Below are 12,369 nucleotides of genomic sequence, written 5' to 3'. Positions count from 1 at the left end.
GTCCCTTGAAGGCTTATGAGATGGGCTTGTTAGGATTTCTACAATATCACCACTTTGCAATTCATGCCTTAGAGGCACTATTTTATTATTAACTTTAGCACCTGTACACATATCTCCAATTTGAGTATGAATTTCATATGCAAAGTCAACACAGGTTGAACCTCTAGGTAGAACTTTTAAATCGCCAGCAGGTGTAAATACGTATATTTCGCCACTTTCCAAATCATTTTTCATGTTTCTTAGAAATTCCTGTGAACTTTCACTTTGTGTATTTTCAAGGAGTTTTCTTAGCCACACAAACATTTTATCATTTAGGTTAAATTTTTTGCCTTCTTTGTAGCGCCAATGAGCAGCCAAACCTTCTTCGTTTATTTCATGCATTTTCTTTGTTCTAATCTGGATTTCAAGTATGACATCACCCGGACCAAATACAGTTGTGTGTAGTGATTGGTACATATTTTGCTTGGGAAGAGCAATGTAGTCTTTAAAACGATTTGGTAGGGGTTTGTAAAGCTTGTGCACAACACCCAATGCATTGTAGCAATCTCTTTCTGTGTCTGTTATGATTCTAAAAGCTACAAAATCATAAATACTATCAAGATCAACATTTTTTCTTTGCATTTTTGTATATATACTGTATATGTGTTTTACTCGTCCATTAACTTCGCATTTAATATTGTTTTGCAATAAATCTTCCTTTAAAGAATTTTCTATAAATCTTATGTATTCTTCTTTTTTTTCCAAAATATTCTCGAGGTAAGATTTTATTTTATTATAAGTTTTATAATCTATAATTTCAAAGCTTCTGTCTTCAAGTTCACTTTTAAGCCAGTATATTCCAAGTCTATGGGCCATAGGTGCATAGATATCAAGTGTTTCACGGGCTATTCTTTGTCTTTTTTCTTCATTTAAATAAACAATGGTACGCATATTGTGTAATCTGTCTGCCAGTTTTATAAGAATAACCCTTAGATCATTTGCAATTGAGATTAGAAGTTTTCTAAAATTATCCGCTTGTTTTTGTTCAACACTTTTGTATTGTAAAGATTCAATTTTAGTTAATGCTTTAACTAGCATCAATATATCAGATCCAAAAGCATTTTCTATTTCTTCTTCTTTTGTTTGTGTGTCTTCTAAAACATCGTGTAATAGAGCAGCTGCTATTGTATTTTCATCTAATATCAGTCTGGTTACAATTTTTGCTGTATTAATTGGGTGGATAATGTAACTTTCATTTGAAGCACGCTTTTGAGTTTTGTGCTTTTCGTAGGCAAACAAAAAAGCTTTATTTATAATCTCAAAATTAAAATTAATCTTTTGTTGCTTTAGACATGCATCTTTTATAGTTTCTATTAAATCTTTATAAGCAATCTCAATTTCTGGTTCTATTTTATACTCCAATATCCTTGAGCTATTTCTTTTAATGCTATAACAGTATTTTTATGTGTATTTGGTTTAATATTTATAAGAGGTTTATCTCCTCTATAGAGTGCATGGGTTCTAATTGCTGCTGCTTTTACTAAAGCATATTTACTTTCAATGTGTTCTAACGCCTTATATACAAGCTCAACGGTTGTTTCCATTAATCCTCCTCATATCGCTTAATGTTAGACTTTAGCTCATTTATTAAACTTTTTATATTTTCTTTACATTTTACTTCTTCGCAATAAACTATTGTTTGAATTTGTTTAACGGTTTTTTCTACTGAGTAATTCACAATTGCATACTCGAAATTCCACACCTCGTCCAATTCTTTTATAGCATTTTTTAAGCGAATATCAAGGTTATTTCTTTGAGTTTTGGTTATTCTTTTCATCCATTCTTCGAAAGAAGGCGGAAGCAAGAAAATTGTTACAACAGAAGGCATAATTTGCTTTATTTTAGAAGCACCTTGAACGTCTATGGTAAGTATTTTATGTTTGGAGTTTGACTTCAAAGATTCTTTTGATATCCCATAAAAATTATCATGCACTAATGAAAACTCTGCAAAAAAACCTTCTTTAGCCAATTCATTAAATTTATCTTTTTCTATAAAATAATAATCAACACCTTCTGTTTCAATTGGACGTTTTGGTCTTGAAGTATAGGTTACTATACGCTCAAAATTTGATTTTTCAAGTACTTTTGCAACTGTTGTTTTACCCACGCCACTTGGGCTTGAAATAATAATAATCATAACACTATGTCTCGTTTATGCGCTCAGCCAAGGTTTGGGGCGCAATTGCAGACATTATAATATGTCCTGAGTCTGTTATCAATATGGCGCGTGTTTTTTTCCCTTTTGTAGCATCAATTATTTTACCAGTATTTTTAAACTCATCTTTTAATTTTTTGATTGGTGTTGAATCTGGATTTAATATGGCAATTACGCGTTCTTTATTTACAATATTACCAAAACCAATATTAACACAAACTTTCATGTTTACTCCTTATATACTAGCTCTAAATCTATTTTTCCTTCATAAATATCAACTTTTACAGGTTTAACTTTTATAGGATCCCCCAACCTAAAAATATTTTTTGTTTTTCTTCCAATGATCAACTGTTTTTGGTGAAAAAATGTATAAAAATCATCTTTCAAAGCACTATACGGTAAAAAACCTTCTGCAAATATTTCCTTTAGTTCAACAAACATACCACTTTCTACCATATAAACAATTGTACCGTTAAAAATTTTACCGATATACTTTTCAATAAGTCTTGCTTGCTTTATATCTTTTGCAAAGTATTCAGCAGCTTCTGTTACAAGTTCTCTTTTTTGGACTTGTTTGACTATGGTTTCAAGTTTTTTATATGAGTATTTTTTTTTATTAAGCAATGTAGCTTGAAGTATTTTGTGCACTATTAAATCAGGAAAGCGTCTAATGGGTGATGTAAAATGTGTATAGTTTTCAAATCCAAGCGCAAAATGCGGGATTTCCTCTAGTGAGTATTCTGCCCTTTCCATGCTTTTTAAAATAATTTTTGATATAATGCTTCTTTTTGTTTCCTCTATTGACCAGATAAATTTTTGCATTTTTTTTGCATTTGGTTTTTTAGGGAATGCATAACCCATTTCTTTGAGTTGATTGCTTAAATCCAAAAGTTTGGTTATTTGCGGTTTTTCATGTATCCTACGCAAAAAAATTGTTTTATTGTTTAGGTAGTCGGCAACAGCTTTATTCGCAGCCAACATAAATTCTTCTATTATTGAATAAGAAAACAACCTTGGTTTTTGTATGACATTTACTATTTTGTTGTTATTTATTATAAAAGTGGCTTCTTTAATATCCAAATCAAGACTTCCTTTTAAAAACCTCCTTGCGCGCAAAATTTTAGCTAAAATTTTTATTTTTTGTAAATAAGACTTTAGATTTTCTTCGCAATCTGCCAAACCTTTCAAACAATTTTCAACAAAGTCATATGTAAGACGATTTTTGTTTCTTATGATGCTTTTTGTAAAATTAAAAGATTTTCGATTGCCTTTTTTATCAAAATCTATAATAACTGTGAAAGCAAGTCTGTCTTTATCCGGTACAAGTGAGCAAATATCGTCAGAAAGTTTTCTTGGAAGCATTGGTATGTTATTTTGAGGAAAATAGACACTGAAGCCTCGTTCAAAAGCGCTTTTTTCAATTGCGCTGTTATCTTTAACATAATAACTTACATCAGCAATATGCACATATAATCTGTAACCGTTTTTTAAAAACTCCACATCAATTGCATCATCAAAATCTTTAGCATCAGCACCATCAATAGTTATGGTTCTTAAGTTTCTAAAATCACTTCTTCCAATAAAATCTTCCTCGTTTGGTTCATTTATAGATTGAAGTTCTTTTTCAACTTCCGGGCTAAATTCTGTTGGCAAGCTATATTTGTCTATTACAATTAATTCGTCATCTAAAGATGAATTAGAGTAGACTTCAACAATTTCTGCAAACTCAGTATTTTTTTGCTGTATAATTCTAGCTTTAACAAGCTTACCTTCCTCAGCTTTTCCCGAGAGTTTAATAAGAAATTTTGTTTTTAAAGGTTCAAAAAAATAATTAGAATTTATTTTTTTTATATAACCAACTACATATTTATTGTACCTTTTTGCAACATTTAACAATTTTGCTTTTGGATGTTTTGCCCAAATAAAAAGTGCTTCAACTTCATCACTATCTTGAGCAAATTTATCTGAAAAATCAAAAAATTCTTTTTCAATACTGTAAGTATTTTTGTCTGTAATTATTGAGTAATATGTTTTTTCTATTTTAAATAGACCTTTTATATAAATTTTTTTATTTTTGTGTTTTTTAGACATTATTAAATAAACTCACTTTTTCTATCTTTTGCCTTTGGGATTTTAAGTTCTTGTCTATATTTGACGACTGCACGTCTTGTTACATTTATATTGTGTTTTATCAATATTTGCCTTAAAGATTCATCGTCAAGTGGATTTGAAGCATCTTCTTGAGCAATAGCAGTTTTTATTATTTCTAATATTCTATGTTTTGATATGCCTTCTTTTGATTCATTGGAAAAAAAGATTTTAAAAGGGTAAATTTTTGATTTAAATAAAATATATTTGTTTGAAAGTGCACGGCTTATAGTAGAAACACTATAGCCAATAAGTATGGCTACGCTAGACATAGATAGTGGCTGGAGTAAACCTTTTTCAAAGAAAAGTCTTTGCTTTTGTATAACAATGTTGGCAATTTTTAGTAATGTTTGATGACGCATATTTATTGCATCATGTAGAACTTTAATTTCTTTGAGTTTTTCTTTTAGAAAATCTTCATCTTTAATTTGTTTTATAAGTGTTTCGTTCACTATTAATTTATTTGAAAACTCATCATTAACAATAGGTATAAATTCGTTGCCAATTTGCTTTATTTCTATATCGTAATATAAAAAATCTTCCTGACTTGACTTTATATAGCCGTATAAAGGATAAGGCCTAAAGGCTTTTATTTTTTCTAAAAAAAAATGAACCTGGTTATTGCTTAAATTTATTTTTTGAAGTTTTTTTATATCAAGACCAAACGTAAAAATTGTGTCTAAAAATTCTTTTAGTTTATTAAAAAATGGTTCGTTTTTATAAAAAAATTCGTTTTGCAAATGAAAAAATTCTTTTGTATTTTTTGTTGCAATGCCAAATGGTTCTAGGTTCATTATTAATTTTCTTATACGCTTAGAATCTTCATCTAGATCATAATCTAAAAGATAGCCTTTTTCATCTATACTATTTATTATTTGTTCAGCAATTTTTATTTCTTTTTGGTTTAAATCATAGGATAATATTAGATCTTGCAATAATTTTTGTTCAAATGTAGTTTCTTGTTCAATAAAGTCTAACTCATCGTATTCTTCTTCACTTTCAAACTTAACCTTGTAGCTTTGCTCTAATTCTTTAAATTTGCTTTCAAAGTAATTATTGGGCGCAATTGTATAATTTTTATCTATATCAATTAATGGATTTTGCAACACTATTTCATCAATTTGTTCCTGTAACTCTATCAGACTTGCACTTAAAATTTTAAGCGATAAATCAAGTTGGTGAGTAAGAATAAGACCTAAATTTATATTTAATTCATGCCTTAGCTCTACCATAGTTTATAGTTTAAATGTTTCGCCTAAATATATTTTAGCTAACCGCTCATCATTTACAATATCCATTTTAGAACCTTCTTTTATAACCTTTCCATCATATAATATGTATGCTTTATTTACTATATCAAGCGTTTCCCTTACATTGTGGTCTGTAATAATTATTCCTAAACCTCTTTCTTTGAGATCAAATATCATTTTTTTTAACTGTTCAACCATTAAAGGATCAATACCAGAAAAAGGTTCGTCTAATAGTAAAAATTTAGGGTTTGTTGCAAGGGCTCTGGCTACTTCAACCCTTCGTCTTTCACCGCCGCTTACCGCATATGCTTTTGTTTTTCTTATACTGGTTAAGTTAAATTCAGAAAGCAACTCTTCTAAACGTTCTTTTTTGTTTTTTATATCAACAAATTCAAGTACAGCATAAATATTTTGTTCAACTGTTAGTCCGCTAAATACAGAAGGTTCTTGAGGAAGATATGAAATGCCTATTTTTGAGCGCTTGTGTATGGGCATTTTTGTTATGTCTTGACCGTCAAGAAAAATTCGGCCGTCAGTTGGCCTGATAAAACCTGATATCATGTAAAATGTTGTTGTCTTGCCTGCACCATTTGGACCAAGTAGTCCTACAATTTCACCTTTTTTTGCAATTAAATTAATGCCTGCCACAGCCACTTTGGTTTTATACTTTTTAACAATGTTTCTACACTCAATCATTATTACCATTATATACTATAGTACTTTAAATTCAAATATAATTTGTTGCTAATACATTATAGTTCTATCGATTTGAAACCAAAAAATGCCATATTTATTAAACTTGACAATTACTAATATACCAATATACTACAAAAATCCAGCTTACTTTTTGTAACTATTGGAGGCTAATGTGGAAAATCAGAGTGCAATAAAAAACAATTTTGGTAGCAAAGCTATAAATTACAGATTGAGTTCAACTCATTCAAATTTAATTGATTTAGAAAGAATGATTGATTTTCTAAAACCAAAACCAGATGATATGGTTTTGGATGTTGCCACAGGTGCTGGTCATACGGCTGTAGCATTTGCCAGAAATAAATGTAGCGTGGTTGCTATTGACATTACCAAAGAAATGATTTTAGAAGCCAAAAAAACCCTACTGCACTCCAATGTTTATGGTGTTGAGTTTTTAGAAGCAGATGTGCATCGATTGCCATTTAAAGATGAAACTTTCGATATAGTTGCTTGTAGGTTTGCAGCTCACCATTTTTACAATATACAAAAAGCGTTACAAGAAATGTGTAGAGTTTTAAAACCAAAAGCAAAATTATATGTTTTGGATTGTAGTGTAATTGATGGTGAGGAAATAGAAAGACAAATAAATAGATTAGAAGTTTTAAGGGATAATTCTCATGTTTGTTCTTATTCTAAAAGACAATGGATAGATCTACTTAAAAGTTTACCTGTAAAAATTGATTATATTAATCTTATAAAAACACAATACAAGTTACCAGAATGGTTTGATAGAATGGGGACTTCTGCCGATAATAGACAAAAAATCTTTGAGTTATTGAACAATCTTTCTAAAGATTCTAAAACATTTTACCAATTTAACGAAACATTTATAGATTCATATTATATAGAGATAATTGCAAAAAAGATATAAAAAAGAATGTAAAATAAAACTACTTTAGCTTTTTATATTTTACAATACTGAATAAACTGAACAAAGAAGGAGCTATTATTAGAGATGCAAAAGCACCAAAAATCAAACCACCAATAGTAGCAGTAGCAAGGGGTTTCAATAAATCAGTACCTTTGCCAATACCTATGGCTAAAGGCAAAAAACCAACAATATCAGCGCTCATTGTCATAATAATTGGTCTTAATCTGCTACGAACAGCAAGGGCTACACTTTTGTGCGTGTGAGTTTTGCTTAATTGTTTTGATCTTGAAAATATGAGTATTATATTGTTTACTACAATAGCAAATACAAGCAGTATACCTAAAAAAGCTGTACTATCAAGATTTAGTCGCGCTATTAAAAGTGACAATAAAGAAAAACTCGCAGTTGAGCTAATAGCTATTATTGCAACTATAGCACATTTTTGACTCGAAAATTGAAAACCAAAAAGTATTAGCAAAATAAAAAGCGCTATCGTTAGTATTAGATACATATTTTGAAAACTTTTTGTTTGTTGTTTGTAATAGCCACCAATAGAATAGCTAATGTCATGTGGAAGATTCATACGCTTAACTATATTATCAATATCTTTTGCAGCCTTTGTCAAACCTATGTGATAATATGGTTTGACCCATATATATGAATAAGGCACTAAATTTTGGTGTGTAATGTATGGAACGTTGCTTTTTATATCAATGTCGGATAGCATATTTAAAGCCATAGGCATATCATTGTGAATAATATTTAAAGATTTAAGTTCTTGAATTGTTTGTGGTTTGTCTTTAAGTGTTATCCTTATTGGAAATAACTGTTCACCTTTCAACAAAAAACCTGCATTTTCACCCCAAAAATAGAGTTTGATTGTGTCAGCTAAATTTTTTGAGTTTATATTATTTACCGTAGCAAAATAATTAGGGTTAAATTCTATTTCTGGGCCTGCAGAAGGCGATTTATATGTGACAGATTCAAAATCTTTATTTTTTGCAAGTATTTTATAAAGTTTTTGTCCTTCTTTGAATAATTTATCCGGATCGCTACCAAATAGAAAAACTTCTAAAGGAGCATGAGAACCAGATAAATCACCAAGCCTATTTACCATAATTTGTGATGAATTTAATGAAATAAGGTTAGGTGCTATAGTTTTAAATTTTTTATCTAATTCTAACATAACTTTTTGTGTGCTTTCTTTTCTGTCTTTTTTTAATACGATCATCATGATAGCTTTGTTTGGTGTAGAAAAAGAGTTTCCAAAACCTCTGCCAACCATTAAAGAAACTTTGTCAACATTTGGATTTTTCGAAGCTTCATTCATTAAAAGTTCACCTATTTTTGTTGTAGTTTCTACACTGCTTCCAACAGGCGTTCTAAATGGTACAGAAATTAAACCTTCATCCCATTTTGGCAAGAAGGCTGTTGGTAAATTTTTGAAACAAACATAGCCTGTTGCTGCGACCAAAAAAACTATAATGATAGAAATCCATGGCCTTCTCATAAAAAAAATTAATGTATGACTGAACATAAAGTATAGTTTTCTATTTTTTGGTTTATTTTTTTTATAGGTTTTGCGATATACAATTATCATAGATAATATTGGTGTAAAAGTTAAAGCAATTAGTTGTGATGCAATAAGAGCTATAATTATAGTAATAGCCATATGTTTAAATAACAACCCTAATGTGCCTGGCAAAAAGATAAGAGGAATAAACACAACAGTTGAAGTTATAGTAGCCAAACTCATGGGAAGCAGTATATCTTTTAACCTTTTAAAAACACCGGACAATCTTTTCTTTGTATTGCTTTCTATGTTTTGCAGGCCCCTTTCAATTATAACTATGGCATGGTCTATCATCGCACCAATTGAAGCGCAAATTCCACCAAGTGTCATTATATTTAATCCAAAACCCATTAAATATAGAGCAATAAAAGTTAAAGATAAAGAAAGCGGAACTACTATAAACACACTTAAAGCACCATCTATTCTACCTATAAATAGCATTACAACTATCAATGCAATGATGCTACCTAAAATAAGCGCACTCCACACATCATTCAGGTTACTTTTAATTAAGTCGCTTAAATCATAAATTTTTATTAGTTTTATACCATGAGGCAGTCTATCTTTAATTGTTTCAAAGACTTTTTGAAGTTCTTTAGATACCTTTACTTCATTAGCTTTATTTTGGGAAAGTATATCCATTATTAATGCATGCTTGTATCCAGATACTTTAGCTTCTTTTATTAATGGTGGATTTTGGATTTTTATATCAGCTATTTTATCTAATGTTAACGGTATAAATTCGGAATTTCTGGATTTTATAGGAATTGTGAAATTAGATAAATCTTTGATATTATCTATACTTGTAGTTGAGAGGTTAAATTGTTGATTGAAATAATTCATTACTCCCGAAAAAAAAGGTCCTTGATTTAAAATAAGATAGTGTATTATTTGTTGAGGTGATATTTTATATTGCAATAACTTTTGGGGATCAATAGCTATATTAATTTCAGGCCAACCTCGCGAAGTTTCTTCTACTTTATAAACACCGTTTATACCAAGAACCGTGGGTTTTACTTGAAAATAATAATAACTCATCATGTTTGAACTGTCAATTTTGTTTGAAACAAGGGCATATTCTGCAAATGGATATATGTTTGGTTCCATTAAACGGATACTTAAATTTGAATCCGGGGGTAAATTGATTTTTGCTATTCTTGCTTGTAGCATAAGGTATGCGGTTTTTGGATTAACATTTGAATTAAAATAAACATGAATTTTTGATAGACCATTGCCTGTTTGTGATCTTACAAGAATTACGCTAGGCTCAGTCCTTGCTGCTTCTTCTAGCGGTCTTGTAACACTTACAAGCATATACTTTACTGGTAAATATTGATTATGTACAAGTATAGATACTTTAGGAAAATTTACGTTAGGAAAGATACTTTCTGGTAATCTAAAAAGGGAAAATATGCCGCCAAAAATAATTAAAATACCGCATAAAAATACAGTAGTTTTGTTACTCCACAAAAAATTTAAGTATTTATTCATTTTATAATTTTTACTTTAATATTGTTTTTTAGTCTATCTGTTGCACTGATAGCTAAAGGTTCGTTTTTATTGAGATTACCATTAATATAAGCTGTATTGTTTGAAATATTTATAAGATTTACTTGTTTTTGGTATACTACATTATCTTTTACAATAAATACATAAGTTTTAGAGTCTTTAGAAACAATAGCGCTTTTTGGCACACAAAATTGAGTGTTTTTTATAACAGGAATTTCAAGATTTACCCATTGTCCGGCAATGAGAGCTTTATTATTCGTATTTATAAAAATAGGGACAAGACCATTTGCATCTGCGTTATGCTCAATTTGAGCAATTGAACCTTTATGCTTTATGTTGTGGGAATAATAATAGACAATTTGATCTATTTTTAATTTATCTATATAATCTGGTGATACATAAGCTTTAATCCATAAATTCGTGTTTCCTGCCAAATGAGCTATGGGTTGATTTAGTATTACATAAGTCTGGTTTGGGACAAGAAACTCTAAACTTCCAGAAAAAGGTGCATAAATTTTAGACTTTTCGATTTGGGCACTTAGCCGTTCTAAATTGCTTTTTGCTTGGTAATAGAGTATTTTTGCTTTTTCTATTTCTTGAGCAGTAGCCATATGGATATTTTTCAATTCAATTGTGTTTTGAAGGTTGGTGTAGGCTGCATCAACATTTAATTTAGCATTTTCAATTTGTTTTGAAAGATTAGGCGGATATATTCTAGCAATTAATTGGCCACTTTTTACAGTACTGAAATTTGAGTCTATTTTGATAATACCGCTGACAGGTGCAAAAATTGTTATATTTTGTGTTGTTTGTACTTTACCATAAGCTTTTATTTTTTCATAGCCTGTACAAGTTTTTGGGTAGCCTATCTTTACCTCAACTGCCTTAGCTAAAGTATAATAATTTGCAATTACAATAGCAATGATTAGTAAAACTATTTTTTTCATTACGAGCAATATAACTAAATAAAAGGGTATTGTCAAGTAAGTGTTATTGACTTTAAAGCAATAGAGTATATAATTTTTGATTATGAACAGTGTAGGATTGAATTATCTTATTTTAACATTTTTAAACATAAACCCTATTTTTGGTGGTAAACTTATAGCTGTAAGTTATGCCAGCATTGCAAGCCTTAATCCGTATACATCTTTAATGGTTATTATTATAACAGAAATTTTAGTGTGTGCGATAAGTTTTCATTTTGCTAATTATATTAGCAGATTCAAATTATTTAATAAAAAATTATCAAGAATAAACGAAAAATGGGTAAAAAGTGGAGCGTATATAGGATTTTTTGTAGGCCAATTATTTATGGGAGAATTGTTTATTGCTTTACTTTTTGGATTAGTAGAAGATAAAAAAAATGTAATTTTGTATTTTTATGTACCTATGATTACAAGTACTGTTTTGTATACTCTGTTATATTATTATCTTGCAATTCATGGTGTAAACTTGATTAAAGATTATTCTTCTTTAAGCCAGCAGGTAAACTTTTATAAAAAGTTTATGAAGTTTATTTAGAATTTTTAAAATGAAATATATTAAATTAGTTAAAATTATCGCTATATCGACCAATTTAATTGGGATTGTAACGGTAATTTTAGCAGTTTATTTTAAATTACCGGCAAGCCAAAGTGAATCAATACTTGGACTTAAAGCCATTATGCTAATGATACTGTTTGTAGTAAATACCTCATCCCATTCTTTATATTCATCGGAATTTTATTTTTTAAATAGATGTGAATTAAAAAGCGCCAATAACAGTTTTAATAATATAGAAGAGATTTATAAGTCTTTGGGCAAATTACTGCTTTTTAATATGCTTGTGCTTGATAGTTCAATTTTTTTAATTATTTCTATTTTAGCTAATATTATTCAAAGTATTATAACAGCCTGGCAAAATATTTTTACAACTATTTCTTTTTATTCTTTTGTTGTTTTTATATTTATAATAATTGATAACTATTTGCTCTATAATTTTCTATTGTATAGAACTTTTAAAAAGATCGTTTATATAAGGAAGTGAGCGGTATTATGCTGAATAGAATTTTGAAAAAGATAAAAGCTGCAG

The 12,369-nt window shown here is 29.3% G+C and carries 12 protein-coding genes; 3 read left to right on the top strand and 9 right to left on the bottom strand.

Translation table 11 applies throughout. The features are described 5' to 3' along the window. From Q0C22_RS04550 to lptB, 7 genes are all read right to left on the bottom strand, one after another. Positions 1 to 1,401, bottom strand: a 1,401-nt coding sequence (locus Q0C22_RS04550) for a RelA/SpoT family protein (protein ID WP_291492211.1), incomplete at its 3' end; no start/stop codon positions are given. Further along, positions 1,386 to 1,583 carry a DNA-directed RNA polymerase subunit omega gene (gene rpoZ, locus Q0C22_RS04545; protein WP_025391314.1) on the bottom strand — a complete coding sequence of 66 codons (198 nt, stop codon included), beginning with the start codon at positions 1,581 to 1,583 and terminating at the stop codon, positions 1,386 to 1,388. The genes Q0C22_RS04550 and rpoZ, both read right to left, overlap by 16 nt. Further along, positions 1,583 to 2,176 carry a guanylate kinase gene (gmk, locus tag Q0C22_RS04540; RefSeq protein ID WP_291492209.1) on the bottom strand — a complete coding sequence of 198 codons (594 nt, stop codon included), beginning with the start codon at positions 2,174 to 2,176 and terminating at the stop codon, positions 1,583 to 1,585. The genes rpoZ and gmk overlap by 1 nt, the downstream gene beginning before the upstream one ends. A 4-nt stretch (positions 2,177 to 2,180) precedes the next feature. After that, positions 2,181 to 2,420 (bottom strand): DUF370 domain-containing protein, encoded by a 240-nt coding sequence (locus tag Q0C22_RS04535; protein ID WP_025391316.1) that lies wholly within the window; start codon positions 2,418 to 2,420, stop codon positions 2,181 to 2,183. A 2-nt stretch (positions 2,421 to 2,422) separates the two neighbouring features. Then, the gene (locus Q0C22_RS04530) at positions 2,423 to 4,285 is read right to left on the bottom strand and encodes a ribonuclease R family protein (RefSeq protein WP_291492205.1); all 1,863 of its coding nucleotides are present in this window, start codon (positions 4,283 to 4,285) and stop codon (positions 2,423 to 2,425) included. Positions 4,286 to 4,287: 2 nt separating this feature from the next. Further along, the gene (locus Q0C22_RS04525) at positions 4,288 to 5,574 is read right to left on the bottom strand and encodes a hypothetical protein (RefSeq protein WP_291492202.1); all 1,287 of its coding nucleotides are present in this window, start codon (positions 5,572 to 5,574) and stop codon (positions 4,288 to 4,290) included. A gap of 3 nt (positions 5,575 to 5,577) precedes the next feature. Then, positions 5,578 to 6,288, bottom strand: coding sequence for an LPS export ABC transporter ATP-binding protein (gene lptB, locus Q0C22_RS04520; RefSeq protein ID WP_367172103.1), 711 nt, complete (start codon positions 6,286 to 6,288; stop codon positions 5,578 to 5,580). A 172-nt stretch (positions 6,289 to 6,460) separates the two neighbouring features. On the opposite strand from lptB, the gene Q0C22_RS04515 reads away from it, so the two are divergent. Beyond that, a complete protein-coding gene (locus tag Q0C22_RS04515; RefSeq protein WP_291492198.1) occupies positions 6,461 to 7,216 on the top strand; it encodes a methyltransferase domain-containing protein in 756 nt (251 codons plus the stop codon). 19 nt (positions 7,217 to 7,235) lie between these two features. Here the strand turns inward: Q0C22_RS04515 and Q0C22_RS04510 are convergent, their stop codons facing one another. Continuing rightward, positions 7,236 to 10,280 carry an efflux RND transporter permease subunit gene (locus tag Q0C22_RS04510; protein ID WP_291492196.1) on the bottom strand — a complete coding sequence of 1,015 codons (3,045 nt, stop codon included), beginning with the start codon at positions 10,278 to 10,280 and terminating at the stop codon, positions 7,236 to 7,238. Next, complete coding sequence (locus tag Q0C22_RS04505; protein WP_291492194.1) at positions 10,277 to 11,245, bottom strand: efflux RND transporter periplasmic adaptor subunit; 969 nt, start codon at positions 11,243 to 11,245, stop codon at positions 10,277 to 10,279. The genes Q0C22_RS04510 and Q0C22_RS04505 overlap by 4 nt, the downstream gene beginning before the upstream one ends. 82 nt (positions 11,246 to 11,327) lie before the next feature. Between Q0C22_RS04505 and Q0C22_RS04500 the strand changes: the two genes are divergently transcribed. Both Q0C22_RS04500 and Q0C22_RS04495 read left to right on the top strand, forming a co-directional pair. Continuing rightward, entirely contained in the window at positions 11,328 to 11,819 is a 492-nt protein-coding gene (locus tag Q0C22_RS04500) for a hypothetical protein (RefSeq protein ID WP_291492192.1), read from the top strand. Between the two features lie 10 nt (positions 11,820 to 11,829). Then, positions 11,830 to 12,324: a hypothetical protein gene (locus Q0C22_RS04495; RefSeq protein WP_092128997.1), complete on the top strand. Its 495-nt coding sequence runs from the start codon at positions 11,830 to 11,832 to the stop codon at positions 12,322 to 12,324. The last annotated feature ends 45 nt before the right edge of the window (positions 12,325 to 12,369 follow it).

It is taken from the genome of Desulfurella sp. (genome assembly GCF_023256235.1).
In the GTDB taxonomy this organism is placed as follows: Bacteria; Campylobacterota_A; Desulfurellia; order Desulfurellales; family Desulfurellaceae; genus Desulfurella.
Note: the sequence above shows the minus strand (reverse complement) of the source record. Positions and strands in the feature narration are given on the sequence as shown.

Coding starts and splice junctions, on each gene's coding strand:
- rpoZ (WP_025391314.1), bottom strand. CDS start 1,583: ATGGAAACAACCGTTGAGCTTGTATATAAGGCGTTAGAACACATTGAA.
- gmk (WP_291492209.1), bottom strand. CDS start 2,176: ATGATTATTATTATTTCAAGCCCAAGTGGCGTGGGTAAAACAACAGTT.
- Q0C22_RS04535 (WP_025391316.1), bottom strand. CDS start 2,420: ATGAAAGTTTGTGTTAATATTGGTTTTGGTAATATTGTAAATAAAGAA.
- Q0C22_RS04530 (WP_291492205.1), bottom strand. CDS start 4,285: ATGTCTAAAAAACACAAAAATAAAAAAATTTATATAAAAGGTCTATTT.
- Q0C22_RS04525 (WP_291492202.1), bottom strand. CDS start 5,574: ATGGTAGAGCTAAGGCATGAATTAAATATAAATTTAGGTCTTATTCTT.
- lptB (WP_367172103.1), bottom strand. CDS start 6,288: ATGATTGAGTGTAGAAACATTGTTAAAAAGTATAAAACCAAAGTGGCT.
- Q0C22_RS04510 (WP_291492196.1), bottom strand. CDS start 10,280: ATGAATAAATACTTAAATTTTTTGTGGAGTAACAAAACTACTGTATTT.
- Q0C22_RS04505 (WP_291492194.1), bottom strand. CDS start 11,245: ATGAAAAAAATAGTTTTACTAATCATTGCTATTGTAATTGCAAATTAT.
- Q0C22_RS04500 (WP_291492192.1), top strand. CDS start 11,328: ATGAACAGTGTAGGATTGAATTATCTTATTTTAACATTTTTAAACATA.
- Q0C22_RS04495 (WP_092128997.1), top strand. CDS start 11,830: ATGAAATATATTAAATTAGTTAAAATTATCGCTATATCGACCAATTTA.